Source organism: Bradyrhizobium sp. McL0616 (genome assembly GCF_049993385.1).
Classification (GTDB): domain Bacteria; phylum Pseudomonadota; class Alphaproteobacteria; order Rhizobiales; family Xanthobacteraceae; genus Bradyrhizobium.
In genome coordinates, this window is sequence record NZ_CP188255.1 from 2,422,168 (window position 1) to 2,443,192 (window position 21,025).

Sequence of the window (21,025 nt, forward strand, 5' to 3'; positions counted from 1 at the left end):
TTGTGTTGCGGGAGATGCAATCGGAATAGTCACCAGCGATGGTCCATCGCTGAGCATAACGCCAGCCGCCAATCTCGAGGTGATCACCCAAGCCATCAGTAAGAGTCAAGGCCAAGTTGCGCAAGAGTTCAGCGCATTTCAACAGGTGTTGACGACCTACGATATAGGAAAACAGATTGCTCCAAACACTCCGCTACCGAGCGATGGCAAGCGAGGAGACGTCGATACAAAGTCGCTGCAGAAGTTCGCTGGAAGTCCTCCACCATCACCCACCGAGGCTTCGACTACCGTTATTGCAGACGACGTGAAGGGGCAGGCTAGTGGTGGATCGATCACTCCAACTTCTGTAACTCTGGCTTCCATCACAGGAAGTTCTGCGTCAGCAACGAAATCGCTTGCCGCCGCTTTGGATACCGTTGTCGTGACTTCATTCGGACCTGTAGTTATCAGCAACGCAGGCGGTTCAATCAACCAAGGAAGTCAGACGATCAGCGGAACCGTTGATACCGCCTTCGTTGGAACCACAGTCACGCTGTACGACACTTATAACGGTATCACCACGCAAATTGGATCAGTTACCGTTGGCTCTGGTGGCGTTTGGAGTAAGGCCGTCACTCTGGCAGGTGATGGCAATCATAGTATCGTCGCCCTGGATCCTAGCGCCAACATTACCACGAGCGTGCCCGTTGTTTTCACGCTGGACACTACGGCTCCGACGGTCGCCATCACCAGCGCCGGCGGTCCGACCAACCAGGCCAGCCAGACCATCGGCGGCACGGTCGACGTCGCCGATGCCGGCGCCACCGTCACCATCCTGGACGGCACGACGACGATCGGCACTGCCGTGGTGCAGGGCAACGGCAGCTGGAGCACCACCGTCACGCTGAACCAGGGCGGCAACTCGCTGACCGCCCGGGTGAGCGATGCGGCCGGCAACACCACGACCAGCGGTGCGGTGGTCTATACGCTCAGCACCACCGGTCCGACGGTGACCGAGGCTCTGGTGTCCGACACCGGCAGCTCGGCCACCGACCACGTCACCACCAATCCGGCAGTGACCGGCACCGGGCTTGTCAACACGGTGGTGCACTTCACCGTCGATGGTGTTGTCAGCGCCACCACGGTCACGGCCGATGCGCAAGGGGCGTGGTCGTTCACGCCGGGCGGGCTGGCGAACGGATCGCACACCATCGTGGCGAGCCAGACCGATACCTTCGGCAACGCCGGCTCGGCCTCGCTGAACTTCACGCTGGATACGCTTGCGCCAGCGGTCGCGATCACGACGATCGAGGGTGGCGACAACCTGATCAACGCAGCTGAAGCGGCCGGCGGGATCCAGATCAGCGGCACCGCGGAGATCGGCTCGACCTTGACCGTCAACGGTGCAGCGGTGACGGTCGACGGGACCGGTCACTGGACCACGTCGATCACGCCCGCCGGCCAGGGTGCGCTGGTCGTGACGGCGATAGCGACCGATGCGGCGGGCAACACGGGCTCGACCTCGACGACGCTGACGGTCGATACCGTTGCCCCGACGGTCGCCATCACCAGCGCCGGCGGTCCGACCAACCAGGCCAGCCAGACCATCACCGGCACGGTGGATGTCGCCGATGCCGGCGCCACCGTCACCATCCTGGACGGCACGACGACGATCGGCACCGCCGTCGTGCAGGGCAACGGCAGCTGGAGCACCACCGTCGCGCTGAACCAGGGCGGCAACTCGCTGACCGCCCGGGTGAGCGATGCGGCCGGCAACACCACAACCAGCGGTGCGGTGGTCTATACGCTCAGCACCACCGGTCCGACAGTGACCGAAGCCCTGGTGTCCGACACCGGCAGCTCGGCCACCGACCACGTCACCACCAATCCGGCGCTGACCGGCACCGGCCTTGCCAACACGGTGGTGCACTTCACCATCGATGGTGTTGTCAGCGCCACCACGGTCACGACCGATGCGCAAGGGGCATGGTCGTTCACGCCGGGCGGGCTGGCGGACGGATCGCACATCATCGTGGCAAGCCAGACCGATACCTTCGGCAACACCGGCTCGGCCTCACTGAGCTTCACGCTGGACACTACGGCCCCGACGGTCGCCATCACCAGCGCCGGCGGTCCGACCAACCAGGCCAGCCAGACCATCGCCGGTACGGTCGACGTGGCCGATGCCGGCGCCACGGTCACCATCCTGGACGGCACGACGACGATCGGCACCGCCGTGGTGCAGGGCAACGGCAGCTGGAGCACCACCGTCACGCTCAACAACGGCTCGAACTCGCTGACCGCCCGGGTGAGCGATGCGGCCGGCAACACCACGACCAGCGGTGCGGTGGTCTATACGCTCAGCACCACCGGTCCGACAGTGACCGAGGCCCTGGTGTCCGACACCGGCAGCTCGGCCACCGACCACGTCACCACCAATCCGGCGCTGACCGGCACCGGGCTTGCCAACACGGTGGTGCACTTCACCATCGATGGTGTTGTCAGCGCCACCACGGTCACGGCCGATGCGCAAGGGGCATGGTCGTTCACGCCGAGCGGGCTGGCGGACGGATCGCACATCATCGTGGCGAGCCAGACCGATACCTTCGGCAACGCCGGCAGCGCATCGCTGAGCTTCACGCTGGACACGCTTGCGCCAGCGGTCGCGATCACGACGATCGAGGGTGGCGACAATCTGATCAACGCAGCTGAGGCGGCCGGCGGGATCCAGATCAGCGGCACCGCGGAGACCGGCTCGACCTTGACCGTCAACGGTGCGGCGGTGACGGTCGACGGGACCGGTCACTGGACCACGTCGATCACACCTGCCGGCCAGGGCGCCCTGGTTGTCACGGCGACAGCGACTGATGCGGCAGGCAATACGGCTTCGGCCTCGACGACGCTGACGGTCGATACCGTTGCGCCAGCGGTCGCGATCACCAGCGCCGGCGGTTCGACCAACCAGGCCAGCCAGACCATCGCCGGCACGGTGGATGTGGCCGATGCCGGCGCCACGGTCACCATCCTGGACGGCACGACGACGATCGGCACCGCCGTGGTGCAGGGCAACGGCAGCTGGAGCACCACCGTCACGCTCAACAACGGCTCGAACTCGCTGACCGCCCGGGTGAGCGATGCGGCCGGCAACACCACAACCAGCGGTGCGGTGGTCTATACGCTCAGCACCACCGGTCCGACAGTGACCGAAGCCCTGGTGTCCGACACTGGCAGCTCGGCCACCGACCACGTCACCACCAATCCGGCCGTGACCGGCACCGGGCTTGCCAACACGGTGGTGCACTTCACCATCGATGGTGTTGTCAGCGCCACCACGGTCACGACCGATGCGCAAGGGGCATGGTCGTTCACGCCGAGCGGGCTGGCGGACGGATCGCACACCATCGTGGCGAGCCAGACCGATACCTTCGGCAACACCGGCTCGGCCTCGCTGAACTTCACGCTGGACACTACGGCTCCAGCGGTCGCGATCACGACGATCGAGGGTGGCGACAATCTGATCAACGCAGCTGAGGCGGCCGGCGGGATCCAGATCAGCGGCACCGCGGAGGTCGGCTCGACCTTGACCGTCAACGGTGCAGCGGTGACGGTCGACGGGACCGGTCACTGGACCACGTCGATCACGCCCGCCGGCCAGGGTGCGCTGGTCGTGACGGCGATAGCGACCGATGCGGCGGGCAACACGGGCTCGACCTCGACGACGCTGACGGTCGATACCGTTGCCCCGACGGTCGCCATCACCAGCGCCGGCGGTCCGACCAACCAGGCCAGCCAGACCATCACCGGCACGGTGGATGTCGCCGATGCCGGCGCCACCGTCACCATCCTGGACGGCACGACGACGATCGGCACCGCCGTCGTGCAGGGCAACGGCAGCTGGAGCACCACCGTCGCGCTGAACCAGGGCGGCAACTCGCTGACCGCCCGGGTGAGCGATGCGGCCGGCAACACCACAACCAGCGGTGCGGTGGTCTATACGCTCAGCACCACCGGTCCGACAGTGACCGAAGCCCTGGTGTCCGACACCGGCAGCTCGGCCACCGACCACGTCACCACCAATCCGGCGCTGACCGGCACCGGCCTTGCCAACACGGTGGTGCACTTCACCATCGATGGTGTTGTCAGCGCCACCACGGTCACGACCGATGCGCAAGGGGCATGGTCGTTCACGCCGGGCGGGCTGGCGGACGGATCGCACATCATCGTGGCAAGCCAGACCGATACCTTCGGCAACACCGGCTCGGCCTCACTGAGCTTCACGCTGGACACTACGGCCCCGACGGTCGCCATCACCAGCGCCGGCGGTCCGACCAACCAGGCCAGCCAGACCATCGCCGGTACGGTCGACGTGGCCGATGCCGGCGCCACCGTCACCATCCTGGACGGCACGACGACGATCGGCACCGCCGTGGTGCAGGGCAACGGCAGCTGGAGCACCACCGTCACGCTGAACCAGGGCGGCAACTCGCTGACGGCCCGGGTGAGCGATGCGGCGGGCAACACCACGACCAGCGGTGCGGTGGTCTATACGCTCAGCACCACCGGTCCGACAGTGACCGAGGCCCTGGTGTCCGACACCGGCAGCTCGGCCACCGACCACGTCACCACCAATCCGGCGCTGACCGGCACCGGGCTTGCCAACACGGTGGTGCACTTCACCATCGATGGTGTTGTCAGCGCCACCACGGTCACGGCCGATGCGCAAGGGGCATGGTCGTTCACGCCGAGCGGGCTGGCGGACGGATCGCACATCATCGTGGCGAGCCAGACCGATACCTTCGGCAACGCCGGCAGCGCATCGCTGAGCTTCACGCTGGACACGCTTGCGCCAGCGGTCGCGATCACGACGATCGAGGGTGGCGACAATCTGATCAACGCAGCTGAGGCGGCCGGCGGGATCCAGATCAGCGGCACCGCGGAGACCGGCTCGACCTTGACCGTCAACGGTGCGGCGGTGACGGTCGACGGGACCGGTCACTGGACCACGTCGATCACACCTGCCGGCCAGGGCGCCCTGGTTGTCACGGCGACAGCGACTGATGCGGCAGGCAATACGGCTTCGGCCTCGACGACGCTGACGGTCGATACCGTTGCGCCAGCGGTCGCGATCACCAGCGCCGGCGGTTCGACCAACCAGGCCAGCCAGACCATCGCCGGCACGGTGGATGTGGCCGATGCCGGCGCCACGGTCACCATCCTGGACGGCACGACGACGATCGGCACCGCCGTGGTGCAGGGCAACGGCAGCTGGAGCACCACCGTCACGCTCAACAACGGCTCGAACTCGCTGACCGCCCGGGTGAGCGATGCGGCCGGCAACACCACGACCAGCGGTGCGGTGGTCTATACGCTCAGCACCACCGGTCCGACAGTGACCGAGGCCCTGGTGTCCGACACCGGCAGCTCGGCCACCGACCACGTCACCACCAATCCGGCGCTGACCGGCACCGGGCTTGCCAACACGGTGGTGCACTTCACCATCGATGGTGTTGTCAGCGCCACCACGGTCACGGCCGATGCGCAAGGGGCATGGTCGTTCACGCCGAGCGGGCTGGCGGACGGATCGCACATCATCGTGGCGAGCCAGACCGATACCTTCGGCAACGCCGGCAGCGCATCGCTGAGCTTCACGCTGGACACGCTTGCGCCAGCGGTCGCGATCACGACGATCGAGGGTGGCGACAATCTGATCAACGCAGCTGAGGCGGCCGGCGGGATCCAGATCAGCGGCACCGCGGAGACCGGCTCGACCTTGACCGTCAACGGTGCGGCGGTGACGGTCGACGGGACCGGTCACTGGACCACGTCGATCACACCTGCCGGCCAGGGCGCCCTGGTTGTCACGGCGACAGCGACTGATGCGGCAGGCAATACGGCTTCGGCCTCGACGACGCTGACGGTCGATACCGTTGCGCCAGCGGTCGCGATCACCAGCGCCGGCGGTTCGACCAACCAGGCCAGCCAGACCATCGCCGGCACGGTGGATGTGGCCGATGCCGGCGCCACGGTCACCATCCTGGACGGCACGACGACGATCGGCACCGCCGTGGTGCAGGGCAACGGCAGCTGGAGCACCACCGTCACGCTCAACAACGGCTCGAACTCGCTGACCGCCCGGGTGAGCGATGCGGCCGGCAACACCACAACCAGCGGTGCGGTGGTCTATACGCTCAGCACCACCGGTCCGACAGTGACCGAAGCCCTGGTGTCCGACACTGGCAGCTCGGCCACCGACCACGTCACCACCAATCCGGCCGTGACCGGCACCGGGCTTGCCAACACGGTGGTGCACTTCACCATCGATGGTGTTGTCAGCGCCACCACGGTCACGACCGATGCGCAAGGGGCATGGTCGTTCACGCCGAGCGGGCTGGCGGACGGATCGCACATCATCGTGGCGAGCCAGACCGATACCTTCGGCAACACCGGCTCGGCCTCGCTGAACTTCACGCTGGACACTACGGCTCCGACGGTCGCGATCACCACGATCGAGGGCGGCGACAACCTGATCAACGCAGCTGAGGCGGCCGGTGGCATCCAGATCAGCGGCACCGCGGAGGTCGGCTCGACCTTGACCGTCAACGGTGCAGCGGTGACGGTCGACGGGACCGGTCACTGGACCACGTCGATCACGCCCGCCGGCCAGGGTGCGCTGGTCGTGACGGCGAGAGCGACCGATGCGGCGGGCAACACGGGCTCGACCTCGACGACGCTGACGGTCGATACCGTTGCGCCAGCGGTCGCGATCACGACGATCGAGGGTGGCGACAATCTGATCAACGCAGCTGAGGCGGCTGGTGGCATCCAGATCAGCGGCACCGCGGAGATCGGCTCGACCTTGACCGTCAACGGTGCGGCGGTGACGGTCGACGGGACCGGTCACTGGACCACGTCGATCACGCCCGCCGGCCAGGGTGCGCTGGTTGTGACGGCGATAGCGACCGATGCGGCGGGCAACACGGGCTCGACCTCGACGACGCTGACGGTCGATACCGTTGCGCCAGCGGTCGCGATCACGACGATCGAGGGTGGCGACAATCTGATCAACGCAGCTGAGGCGGCCGGCGGGATCCAGATCAGCGGCACCGCGGAGACCGGCTCGACCTTGACCGTCAACGGTGCGGCGGTGACGGTCGACGGGACCGGTCACTGGACCACGTCGATCACGCCCGCCGGCCAGGGCGCCCTGGTTGTCACGGCGACAGCGACCGATGCGGCAGGCAATACGGCTTCGGCCTCGACGACGCTGACGGTCGATACCGTTGCGCCAGCGGTCGCGATCACCAGCGCCGGCGGTTCGACCAACCAGGCCAGCCAGACCATCGCCGGCACGGTGGATGTGGCCGATGCCGGCGCCACGGTCACCATCCTGGACGGCACGACGACGATCGGCACCGCCGTGGTGCAGGGCAACGGCAGCTGGAGCACCATCGTCACGCTCAACAACGGCTCGAACTCGCTGACGGCCCGGGTGAGCGATGCGGCCGGCAACACCACGACCAGCGGTGCGGTGGTCTATACGCTCAGCACCACCGGTCCGACGGTGACTGAAGCCCTGGTGTCCGACACTGGCAGCTCGGCCACCGACCACGTCACCACCAATCCGGCGCTGACCGGCACCGGGCTTGCCAACACGGTGGTGCACTTCACCATCGATGGTGTTGTCAGCGCCACCACGGTCACGACCGATGCGCAAGGGGCATGGTCGTTCACGCCGAGCGGGCTGGCGGACGGATCGCACACCATCGTGGCGAGCCAGACCGATACCTTCGGCAACACCGGCTCGGCCTCGCTGAACTTCACGCTGGACACTACGGCTCCAGCGGTCGCGATCACGACGATCGAGGGTGGCGACAATCTGATCAACGCAGCTGAGGCGGCCGGTGGCATCCAGATCAGCGGCACCGCGGAGGTCGGCTCGACCTTGACCGTCAACGGTGCAGCGGTGACGGTCGACGGGACCGGTCACTGGACCACGTCGATCACACCTGCCGGCCAGGGTGCCCTGGTCGTGACGGCGATAGCGACCGATGCGGCGGGCAACACGGGCTCGACCTCGACGACACTGACGGTCGATACCGTTGCGCCAGCGGTCGCGATCACGACGATCGAGGGTGGCGACAATCTGATCAACGCAACTGAGGCGGCCGGTGGCATCCAGATCAGCGGCACCGCGGAGATCGGCTCGACCTTGACCGTCAACGGTGCGGCGGTGACGGTCGACGGGACCGGTCACTGGACCACGTCGATCACGCCCGCCGGCCAGGGTGCGCTGGTTGTGACGGCGATAGCGACCGATGCGGCGGGCAACACGGGCTCGACCTCGACGACGCTGACGGTCGATACCGTTGCGCCAGCGGTCGCGATCACGACGATCGAGGGTGGCGACAATCTGATCAACGCAGCTGAGGCGGCCGGCGGGATCCAGATCAGCGGCACCGCGGAGACCGGCTCGACCTTGACCGTCAACGGTGCGGCGGTGACGGTCGACGGGACCGGTCACTGGACCACGTCGATCACGCCCGCCGGCCAGGGCGCCCTGGTTGTCGCGGCGACAGCGACCGATGCGGCAGGCAATACGGCTTCGGCCTCGACGACGCTGACGGTCGATACCGTTGCGCCAGCGGTCGCGATCACCAGCGCCGGCGGTTCGACCAACCAGGCCAGCCAGACCATCGCCGGCACGGTGGATGTGGCCGATGCCGGCGCCACGGTCACCATCCTGGACGGCACGACGACGATCGGCACCGCCGTGGTGCAGGGCAACGGCAGCTGGAGCACCATCGTCACGCTCAACAACGGCTCGAACTCGCTGACGGCCCGGGTGAGCGATGCGGCCGGCAACACCACGACCAGCGGTGCGGTGGTCTATACGCTCAGCACCACCGGTCCGACGGTGACCGAAGCCCTGGTGTCCGACACTGGCAGCTCGGCCACCGACCACGTCACCACCAATCCGGCCGTGACCGGCACCGGGCTTGCCAACACGGTGGTGCACTTCACCATCGATGGTGTTGTCAGCGCCACCACGGTCACGACCGATGCGCAAGGGGCATGGTCGTTCACGCCGAGCGGGCTGGCGGACGGATCGCACATCATCGTGGCGAGCCAGACCGATACCTTCGGCAACACCGGCTCGGCCTCGCTGAACTTCACGCTGGACACTACGGCTCCGACGGTCGCGATCACCACGATCGAGGGCGGCGACAACCTGATCAACGCAGCTGAGGCGGCCGGTGGCATCCAGATCAGCGGCACCGCGGAGACCGGCTCGACCTTGACCGTCAACGGTGCGGCGGTGGCGGTCGACGGGACCGGTCACTGGACCACGTCGATCACGCCCGCCGGCCAGGGTGCGCTGGTTGTCACGGCGATAGCGACCGATGCGGCGGGCAATGCAGCTTCGACCTCGACGACACTGACGGTCGATACCGTTGCACCGACCGGCGGAGTACCGGTCCTTGCGGCGGCATCTGACACCGGGCAATCGAACTCCGACAACATTACGTCCGATACAGCGCCAAGCTTTGCGATAGCGCTCGATCCAACGGTGTCGGTTGGTGACACGATTCAGCTGCTGCTCAACGGCTTGGCATTTCTGCATCCGGTTGCACACGTCATCACCTCAGCCGATATTCTGGCCGGGACTGTCACTCTGACCGTGACGGCGGGCGACCTCGGGGCCGATGGCAACAAGCAGGTCGCGGTTCAGTTTAGCGATTTGGCTGGTAACACGTCTGTAACTTCGGCGGCGAGCTTCACTCTTGATACCGCTGCTCCAACTGAGGCGCTGGCGATCACCGCTGTCGCTGCAAATTCGGGAAGCTCAACCTCGCTGACGGTGTCCGGTACAAACGGTGCGCTTACCGCTGGGGAGAAGATCCAGATCAGCAGTGATAACGGTGCGACGTGGATCGACGTCCTGCAAAATACCCCGACGAGCTGGAGTCTAGTAGACGCCACGACACATCCGCTGCATTACACCTATCAGGTGCGGATCATCGATGTTGCCGGCAACACCGGCAGTGTCGTCTATCAAACTGCCAACGGTGAAAGCTCGAGTAGCATTGTCGCGGGCAATCTTGATCCCGCGAATAGCGGCAACGTTGCTGTTGCTGTTCCAGCTTCACCATCCATTTCAGGCGCGTACGACGGTGTGAAGGCTTTCACCTTTGGCAGTGGCAACGTAAGCGTTTCGGCTGCGAGCGGCGCAAACATCACTGGCTCAAAGCAGTATGGCATTGAAGCGTTCTCGACATCTACGGGAAGTCTCTCAGTGACGACTGCAGCGAATAGCAATGTCAGGTCCGGGAGTGCGGGCGTCATTGCTTACAATCAGGCGTCGTCGATTTCGCAACTCAATGGAGTCACCACCAGTTCGATCTCGGTGATAGCCAACGGGACGATCGAATCGGGTACTACCCCGACCGGTTCAGGCGCAAGACCTGCAGGGATTTTGGCCGTATACAAGGGAGGTGCGACCAATACGGTCAATGCAGCGGTGTTTGGAAACGTGATCGTGGATAATTTTGCCACCATCACGGCAGCTGGCGGCGACGGAATTCGTGCCGCCAATTATGGCAGTGGTGACGTCACCATTACCGATCGCGCCGGGTCAACGATTTCGGCAAGCGATGTTTATGGCATCAGTGCAGGGACTTATGGAAGTGGCCGGGTTTCGGTCACGATGGAAGCCGGTGCCACGGTCAATTCCGGTTCTATCGGAGTTCAGGCGATCAATCAGGCAACCGCGATTGCTGTGGCCGCTGCATCAACTGTGAGCGTGACCTCGCGCGGGGTAATCCATTCAGGCACGCACCTAACGCAGGGGGGGTCCCAGCCCCAGGGAGTCTCAGCGGGCTATTATTCCAATGGCGGCGTCTCGGACACGAATGTCAATGGGACTGTGTTCGTCGACAACTTCGCGAACGTCATCGCCGACGCCGGCACCGGTGTGAACGCTTACAATTGGGGCAATGGTGCCGTTACGCTATTCGAAGAGGCGAATACGAGCGTTTGGGGCGCGCTATACGGAATAACAGCCTATTCGCTGAGTTCCGGAACAGGCAGTTCCGGTAGTGTATCCATTGTCGTTAGCCAGAACGCAACGATCACTGCAGGCGCGTTGTCCGGGATCATTGCAATTGACACGTCTGAGCGCAATGGTGGAAATATTTCGGTGACGACATCAGCCGGTGACATCATCAATTCCGGCGGCACAGGTATCAGCGCAAGCAATCAGGCTGTAGGTACCGCAGCAGTGCCGATTACGGGGCAGGTCTCCGTAACTGCGTTTGGAACGATCAACTCAGCCTACAATATGTTCACTGGTGGTGGTCAACCCGGGGGCATCTGGGGCGGCTACAGTGCAGGAGGTAGCCAGACCGTCAATTCATTCGTTCACGGCAACGTTATGGTCGATACTGCCGCCACGATTAACGCGGCAGCAGGAGTGGGGATTGGTCTCTACAACTTCGGCACGGGAACGATAACGGCCACGCTTGAGCAATCTTCCGTTATCACCGCCGTCTCGGCCGGTCTGAACATTTTTGCGCAAGGCGGCGGCAATGTGACGATCGTCAATCATGGCGCCGTGACAGTCCCCAACGGCAATGGAATCCTTGCGGGAAGTGGACAGCCTTCGGCCAGCGGCAGTGGCATTATCTCGATCAGCAACCTGCACGATGCGGGAGGACCGTCCAGCTCCGGCACGATTGTCGCGCTCGGCTCGCTCAGCAATGCAACGGTTCAAGTCAATAACTGGAGCAGCCAAGGCGCAACGATCGCGAACTCTGGGACAATTGCCGCTACGCAGTTCTCTTCGACCCGATTGAACACGGCGATCGGCACTAATAATGGGCCTACTAGCACGAACGTGGGCAGCGCCACCGCCAATAACTCCGGCGTTGTTATCGGAAATGTGAACTTTGGCGCAGCATTCAATATCAATGCAGCTTCGTTCAACAACAATTCTGGTGGCGTGTGGAACGTCAACGGGCAGAATTATTTTGGCGGCGTAACGAATGCGATCAACAATGCCGGAACCATCAACGCGTCCGGCCTCAGCATTTTTTCGTCCTCGGGTCCGCTTGCGATAAGCAATACCGGCGCCATAAATGTGTTGGCTTTCGGCGCGGCCCTCGTCTTTGGCAACGTCTCCGGCCAGGGCGCGTTCACGATTGGCGATCGTGCTGCGCTGGAATTCGGTGGCTCGGTTGCGGGTGGATCGACCGGCCAAACTATCACCTTTGTAAATGGCAATGGTCTGCTGACGCTCGATAATCCCTCAGCTTTCAATGGGACAATCGCGGGGCTTTCGGTTGGAGATACGCTCGATCTTCTGGGTGGCGTGACGGTCTCTAGTGCCAGCATCAGCGGCTCGACATTGACCGTGACCGACAGCGCACACTCACAAACTTACGCTTATCAGGTCACTGGCGCCCAATCCGGGACAGCTTTCAATGTGCTGTCTGCGGACAAGATCGTGATGATACCAATATCAGCGCTCTTTCCTACAAACGCACAGCGCTCGTTCACGCCGTCGTCGGGATCTTTTTATGTTCTCGCAAACGATACGATTTCCGGCACCGGCGTTGGCTTTGCAGTGAGTTCGACAGACAGCAATTCGCTCGACTACAATACGGTTCAGATCAACCAGACTTCGTCCATTTCGGTCTCAGGAACGGCGATCAATTTAACGACGACTGGAGCCAATATCGCCCTCGTCAATGCGGGGAGCATTACATCTACAGGCGGCACAGCGATCCTCACGAATTCTGGATCAGGATCAACAGACATCGTTAATTACGGCAGCGTGTCGGGTCAGACCGTTGGAATTGGGGCGCGCACGAGTGGAGCGGGTCCGCTCCACATCGTCGCAGGAGGTTCAATTACCGGCACAACGTCCAGCGGCATCTCGGCGATCTCGACCTTGGGAGCGGTCAATGTAACCACAACGCCCGGAGTGCTGATCAACGCCGGCACCAACGGCATTCTCGTTCAAAATCAAGGTACTGCCGTGCCGCTTGGCAGTGGCCCGATTTCGATCGTTACGTCTTCGGGAACAATCAACGCCGGCACCAACGGTATATCGGCGAGCTACCTGTTAGGCACCAGTGCGCCATCGACCCCACCCAACCCACCAAACGCTACAGTTTTTGGCGACATCGATATTGAAAATGGTGCCACGCTTAATGCAGCATCGGGAGTTGGCATTTCCGCGAGCAATTACGGCGTGGGCAACATCTCGGTTTCCAATAATGCAACCATTACAGCAACGGCGGCAGGGACGACCATTCCAGGCACGACTTCATCGCAATATGGGATCGGCGCCTTCAACTACGGCTCTGGTAAAATCACAGTTACGACCGGGTATGGGTCGGTCATAAATTCGGGCAGTACCGGAATCAACGTTTCTAATCAGGCGACGGCGATCGCTGCGGCAGCGGCAAGCACTGTTACCTTGGTGACGCTGGGAACTATCAATTCGGGCGTAAACAACAACAACTCCGGCAGCGCACCCTCTGGGATCCAGGCCGGCTTCAACCCCGGTCTAGCGGGCGTGTTCAACGCAGGTGTTTGGGGTGACGTACTGGTTAGCGCTAATGGCAACATCACCGCGGCGGCGGGTGATGCCATCAACACTTACAATTATGGCAATGGCAGCGTCACAGTAAATCTCGGGTCTAACGTCAATATCCAGGCGCCAACTTCTGCGACGTCTGCAACCGGTAAGGCGCCTTATGGAATCGGCGCGTCGGTTTATGGGCCTGGCGACATAGCCGTAACAATGGCAAGCGGCGATGTGATAACATCAGGTAGTAACGGGATTAATGCAGTCAATCTTGCAACTTCAATCGATGCGTCTGCGGCAGCGTTGATCACTATTTACAGCGTAGGTACGATTCATTCCCAGTCTATTCTGACAAATAGCGGTGCTCAACCGTCTGGAATAGCCGCGGGCTTCTTCGGCGGCGTGAACGCCACGTCAAACCTAAACGTAAACGGCAGAGTGATCGTAAACAACGATGCGAACATCGTTGCTGACGCAGGTGTCGGCATCAATGCCTATCATTACGGAAACGGGGACATAACGGTCAACGATGCTTCTGGGACAACAGTCTCCGGCGCACAATATGGCATCGAGGGGCACCTGGAAGCCGTCGGTAACACCGGAAATATAGCGATTAATATCTACTCCGGAGCGACGATCAATTCAACCACGAGCTATGGGGTATTCGCATTCACCAAGGGGACTGGGAATATTTCGATCATCACCTCGTCGGGTGATGTCATCAACGCCGGCAGTGTCGGGCTAAATGCGACCAATGAAGCGACTTCAATTGATGTCACGGCAAAGAGCTCAATCGTCGTCACTGCGGCGGGAACGATCAATTCGGGCACAGGATCGACCGGAACCGGAAACCCGCCAGCAGGAATTATAGCAGGCTATTTGGGCGGAACGGGTATCCCGCCAAGCTTCCCTCTTACCACTCTCAACGGCGACGTTATTGTCAGTAGCACCGCAAATATTGTTGCCGCCGCGGGCGATGGCATTCGCGCGTATACCTACGGTATTGGCAACGTCACTGTAACTGATCTGGCGGGATCGATTACGGCGCTCGGCGGAAGCAGCCCAGTCAACGGGTTCGGCGTCGGCATTTCCGCAAACAACTACGGTTCCGGCAACATCAGCATTTCCACTGCGGCGGGAAACGTAATCAATTCTGGAAGCTCTGGCATCGCTGCGGTTAACAAGGCACCTTCAAGCGGCGCGTTTGTCGTGCCTGCAACAAGCGTGATCGCTGTCTTGTCATACGCCACTATTTTTTCCGGCACCATCCTGACTGGTGCGGGGGATGCGCCAGCCGGCATCCTGGCAAGTTACAATCCGAACGCTGCAAACGTCGTCGACGATAATGTCCACGGCAACATCCAAGTTGACGACTATGGTTCTATCACCGCGGCCACGGGGACCGACGGCATTCGCGGCGAAAACTACGGCACCGGGTCAGTAACGATCACGGCGGAAGCCGGGGCGCTCATTTCTGGCGGACGGTACAGCCTTTCAGCAATAAGCCACGATGGTGGAAACGTCAGCATCACCAACTATGCGACTGCAATCGGGACAACGGCGGCCGTGAATGCCATGACCACGTCGACTGGCACGGCGGTCATCGATAACTACGGACATCTCGTCGGCGGCATCAACGCCTACAATGCTACGGTTACCAATGAACTTTCGGCGGACTGGTCCGTCATCGGAACGAGCGCTTTCTCCGGCATAAGCGTTCTTTTTAATATGGGCTCGATCGACAGCGTAGGCTCGTCCTTGATTTCGGGGCTTTCGAGCCTCGTGAACACGGGGACAATTGAAGCGCTATCTGGGAACCTTGAAGTTGCCGCCGCAATGACCGGTGGCGGCGCTGTCAACATCTACGGCGCAACAGTTCAATTCGATGGAGCTTCCGACGCGCACGTTCGATTTGTAACGAGCCAATCCGGCAAACTGGTCCTGGCGGATCCCGCGCACTTCTCCGGTACAGTGACTGGTTTCGACTCGGGAGACATTCTAGACTTAAAGGGGATCGCTCCGGCGAGCGTTAGTATCAGCACGACTGGTTCGCTCCACATCAGCTATGGCACTGGAGCCTTCAATTTGGTCGGCGCTTATAGCGCTTCCGATTTCTCAATCCTGTCGGATGGCGTGGGTGGCTCCGAGATCACCTGGAATCATCACGCGCCCGCCATTGTTACTGACCAGGTCAGCGTTGTGAACAATGCCAATGGAACGATGACGGTCCTCGGCTTGCAGCTCTCTGATACGGATGCAAGTGCGTCGACTGAAGCTTTTGCGTTAAGTGCGACGACCGGAGAGGCTGGATCGGGAAGCACTGTCACGCCCTCGGTGAGCGTTAGCTCCCTCACGGCAATCAACGGCGTTCTTGCGGCCGGCGCAGTCTACAATCCAGGTGCCGCACCGCCGACTACTGACAAGATTACGCTGACGGTGACCGATGGCTTCGGCGCGACGGATATCGTGAATCTAATTTTCGATCGAGTTGGATCAAGCCCCAATACAGCGCTGCAGGGATCGCCAGGGAGGGATGTTCTCTTCGCTTCGAATGGCGCGGACGTGCTCACGGGCGGGAATGGACCTGATCAATTCGTATTCGCGCCGACATCTTCGGGGCCGTCGGTGCAACACACGGTCACCGACTTCGTTGTGGGATTGGACCGACTTGATGTGAGACAGTTCGCTGGCCTTACAGCGACATCGGCGCCTACCGAAACTCAGCAGGGAAGCGACACACTGATTACGCTCGGCAGTCACGACACGATACTGCTGAAAAATGTCAACGTGGCGGCGCTGCACGCCAGTGATTTTCTCTTCCATGTTTAGGCTTACAACTGTGCGATCGCGCAGTTGCTTGGGAGTGAATTTGGCCCGTACGAGAGAAGTCTTGCGAGATCAGATTGCATAAGTCCGGAAATATGCTGCTTTGACATAGCCTGTACGCTCTTTCAGGCGCGCCTACATGACGGGATCAGGAAATAACAGGTGGCATTCTCGAAGTTGCGGCAACTTCGGGGACGGTCCACGCGGAGAGATTGCAGCCGCGAGCTTGTTGCCATGGTTGAACAATCACTTTTGTCTCACGGCGATTGAGTGAGTTCATGCCCGAACGCAATCACAACTTGCCCATCGTGCCAAACCGATCGGTTGTGGAAAATAAGACCATGAGAGGACAGAGGATAGTTGTCGCGTCTTCAGCGGGGCCGAGGCTCGCCGGCAGGTCAGGCACCGTCACCGGCAAAGGCACGACTAAAAGCCAAGTCAGGGTTTTGCTCGATGGCTCTAAGGGTTGCATAACGTTGCACGCGCGCTTTGTGGACCTGCTTCAGAACCTTTCGGATCTTGACGTGACCCCGCCGGCAAGAGTCTGACCGGGCAGGATCAGTACGACGTCGATGAACTCAGGCGGTTTGAGCACCTCTGCCGTGATCTGGCAGAAGAGAGCAGGGGGCCCGGTGAGGCCGGCGCCCTGCTGGAGACCTCTGGAAACTACGGTCGAAAGGCTGTCAAAAGGACCGTGGTTAGTACCCGTAGATTACGAACGCCGCGAGCGGAAAAGGCGTGCGATTTCAGCCGGATTGACGGACACTCCTTTCCCCGAACGTATCAAGGCTTTCAGCGCACTGCCGAGGTCCTTGTGAGCTTGCGGCATCTTCGAAATCCAGAATAGTCCTCAAGACGATATGCACGTCATGAGGAATCTCCTGAGAGGAACATTGGGGCGGCCCATGACGCCCAACGCTTGTCTGTTCGTCGACTGATAAGCTTTGGTCGCAAAGTTTATCAGTCGGACAAAAGTCCATAACATTCGGTTTGCGAACGTCTGCCATTTCTCTTGGAGCCCGTCGCGGACTTAGCCCTATCTCGCAGACAGGGCTAAAGTCGGACAAAGCAAAGCTGCGGGGGCATCGCCCTTAAGAAGCAATTACCGCATCTCTGGACTGTCATGAAAATGGGGGGCGGCATCGATGTATGAACGCCAGCCATACTTGGCCCTGTGTGGCGGATAGGACCAAGTTGACTTGCTCTATCCCGAAGCCTTTCGGTCGGCCGTTGGCCTGCTTCTTCCATAACATCTCATTTGCGAACTGCATGGGCTTAGTTTGCGTGCTACCAGGACCAGGTGACCCTACGCCGCAAACTTCGTTCCGTCCCACGTAGAACCCAACGCCGCCGCAAACGCGCTCGCCGCGATCGCGCTCGGCGTGTAGAGCAGCGCCAGTTCGTCGCCGAGCTTCGTCGTTCCGGCGACCAGGCCCGTGGTATTGGCGAGACGAGCCCAGGCAATGTCGGTCGGGGAAGTTGGCGTCGGCAACGGTGTAGCCGGATAAAACCCTGCACTGGCGAGAAGCGGTGCCAATTTGACCAGGCTCGCATTGTTCAGGGGGACCTTGTTGACGGCAGTACCGGCGATCCGCAGCGCTTCATAATTGTCGGGCGGTATTGCACCGGCCGGCTGGGCGTTGGCCCAGAGATCGAAATCACCGACAGACCCCGCCTTTCGGGCGATGACGAGCGGATCGGTGCCGGGTGCCTGGAGAGCGGCCGAGGGCGCCAGCGTCAAAGCACGACCCAGGTAGAGCAGAGGGTCAACCGGCAACGTCGAGCCCGGTCCGCCGGCCGGCAGCATGAGCGACGTCGGCCCCGCGAACGGCATCGTGGCGTTTGAGGCGTGCAGTTGCTTCAATGTGTCCTGCAGTGCGGCGATGAAGTCGCTGCGTACGACCACGGCGAGCGGTAGGCTTGCCTGCGCCGGGCCGGTGGGGCGGTCGTTCGTCATGCTCACCATCGACAGCGGCTGCGGTTCTAGTGAAGTAAGCGAAGGAATTGGCCCTGCCACGCCCAGGATCCCGGCCAGGGTCTGTTCACGCATGGTCGATTCGCCGAGCGCCTCGAGCAGATTGAAGTAACCACCGATCTCCGTGATGTTGCGCGGCGCCGGCACGCGGGAGCCGACCACATCTCCCGACAGCGCCAACCGGCGCAGCAGGATCGATTGCGCCGCCGCGGCATCTGGCGAGTTGTTCGCCTGAATCATCGCAATGAGTGCGCCAACGATCTGAGAGGTGATGGCCGGATCCAGCGTTGAGGTCGTCGTGTCGGGCACGGTGCCGACGTAACCGAACTGGGCTGCCGACGCGAGGGCCGAGATGCCGCCCGGAGCGACAACTGTGACGTTCACGTTGCCGGTACCGGCGGGGCTCACGGCCACGAGGCTCGTGTCGCTCAGGACCGAGATCGAACTCGCCTGCGTCGACCCGAACCCGACCAGCAACGCGCCGGTAAAGCCAGTGCCGGTCATCGCGACCAGCGTTCCACCCGCGGCCGGGCCGGCCACCGGCGAAATGGATGTGACAGTCGGAGTGGCCACTTTCGGTCTCCTTCTATTTCTATGCAAATGCCGCGATGATCAGCGGTAGCAACGCCGAGATGATCTGCCCGGCGTTCGAGCCACCACCGCTGCTATCCGAGCCGCCAGAGCTGTCGCCGCCGCTACCCGAAGATCCATTCTTGCTCCCGCCCTTGCCGCCACTGCCGCCACTGCCGCCGCCGCTGGGAGCGGCGAGGATCTGGCCGAGCGTGGATAGAGCCTGCTGCGTGATCTGCGTGTTCGACTTCACCATGTCGGCGCGCGCCGACTCGGCGGTGTTCTGGGTGTTTTGGAGCAGCGCGGCAAGTTTGTCGGCGCCGCTCAGAGACGGATCCAGCCCCTTGACGGCAGCCATCGCGGAGATGAGCGCCGAGGCCAGCGTGCTGTTGGGCGACTGCGCCGCCGGCGGAGCCACGTTGTTGTTGATCAGGCTGGGCAGCATTCCCGCCAGCTGGCTGCCTATCTGGGCCGATGCGAGCGTCGGCAGCTGGCTGCCAGGCACCGTGACCGGGGCGATCGCGGGCGCCGAGTCGGCCGGCGAGTCCTGCCAGTTCCAGAAGCGGGTGAGATCGATCTTTTCGCCGGACGAGCAATGGCCCAGCATTGCCTCCCCGAGCACACCCCGTGTCGGGAGCGAGGCGTGGCTCGTCTGGTTCGGCGCGCTCTGCCGGTGGAAATGAAGCAGGGCATCCTCAAGTTCGCCGGTCGTCATCCCGAAGTCCCTCGTGTCGCCGAGCGACTTGGGAATCGAGAACGGGACAATCATCGAACTCCCATGGAAGCCAAGGACCTCGTTGCCGATGCAATCCAACAGGGGCACATTGCTGGACAAGCCCGGGAACGACAGCAAGAAGGGCTCCAGCAACATCACGCGCTCTTCAGGGGGTAGCCCCATCCAGACGGCCTTGGAGTAACGCACCAGGTTGCGCAACACGTGCTGCAGTGTTCTCTCGATCTGAATGAGGTCGGAGTATTTGAGCAGTGGCGCCACTTCCATGGCGGGGATCGGAAAAATTCCCGCAGGCAACTCCGCCGGCGTCGAATCCGGCTTTACATAGCTTTCGGGATTGCCAGCGACGCTTGCCGTCAGATCGGCCTTGAAGTTCCACAGATAGGGAGCACCGATTTCGCTGCCCAATTGCGCCGCCGTAAAGGTCCTTGCTTGCGGCACCATCGGTGGCGAGATCAGCGCCGGAAGGACGCCCAGGACGGACGCCGGCCATCCCACAGCCGCGCCGAGCAGGCCGGTGGCGACGTCGATCGGCGTGGCGAACTGGTAGGTGAAATTATCCATTCTGCGGGTGATCTCAAAACCGACCACATCGGTAGGCGAGAGCGACCGCGGCAGCGCGATCGACGCCTGCAAGGTGGCCGGAACAGCCTGCGTCGGATTCCTCTGGCTCTGCAGGTACTGGATCAGGTCGGCGTCGGTCTTGAAGGCCGCGCTCGTGTTGAACTGGCCCGGCACCGTGACGGGTGCGGTCGGGATCATCTCCACCGGCCCGAGCCGCGCACCCCACCGCGTCACAGCCGCGACGTACACATGATCGAACGGCAGCACGGTGGCCGAGGCCGACATCCGGATCACGTCCTCGGCAAGGCTGTCGAGCGCGAGCGAAGCCCGCGGGTCTGCAGCGAAGCGTTCCAGACGACTTAGCCCGGTCGTGTATTGCAGCGGGAGCGAGCGGGTGAGCACATCCGAGTGTGCCAGCAGGCCTGCGTAGCGGTTCAGGACGTCGTGCCGGGACATGCCGCCGGTCAGCGTCGGGCTCGACAGCTGCTGGTAGAGCGCCAGCGTCACCGGGGCGGCCGAGTTCAGCGATGACAGGGCATCCTGCAAATGGCTTGTGGTTCCCGTCGAGAGGAACTGGTCGACCGAGGTCTTTGCCTGGCCGAGCAGTGCAAGGATCTGGTTGGCCTCGCTGGCCTGGACCGAGAACCCGCTGCCCAGCCCTCCAAGCAAGCCGAACAATTGCGTGGCCTGGTTTTGAGCTGCCTGCAGCTGCGCGTCGGCGCCGGCCGCGAGGCCCTGCGCGAGACCGACGAAGGGCAGCGATGCCAACGCGTTCGCTTGGGTGACG

At 62.4% G+C, this 21,025-nt stretch carries 3 protein-coding genes; 1 reads left to right on the forward strand and 2 read right to left on the reverse strand.

What is annotated here, in order from left to right:
- The first annotated feature begins 679 nt into the window (after positions 1–679).
- Positions 680–16,399 (forward strand): Ig-like domain-containing protein, encoded by a 15,720-nt coding sequence (locus ACPPVR_RS11640; protein ID WP_426614358.1) that lies wholly within the window; start codon positions 680–682, stop codon positions 16,397–16,399.
- A gap of 1,303 nt (positions 16,400–17,702) precedes the next feature.
- Here the strand turns inward: ACPPVR_RS11640 and ACPPVR_RS11645 are convergent.
- Together ACPPVR_RS11645 and ACPPVR_RS11650 are read right to left on the reverse strand one after the other, a co-directional pair.
- On the reverse strand, positions 17,703–18,944 hold the full coding sequence (locus tag ACPPVR_RS11645; protein ID WP_426614359.1) for an IPT/TIG domain-containing protein: 1,242 nt from the start codon (positions 18,942–18,944) through the stop codon (positions 17,703–17,705).
- A 19-nt stretch (positions 18,945–18,963) separates the two neighbouring features.
- Positions 18,964–20,916: a hypothetical protein gene (locus tag ACPPVR_RS11650; RefSeq protein ID WP_426614360.1), complete on the reverse strand. Its 1,953-nt coding sequence runs from the start codon at positions 20,914–20,916 to the stop codon at positions 18,964–18,966.
- Positions 20,917–21,025: the final 109 nt, after the last annotated feature.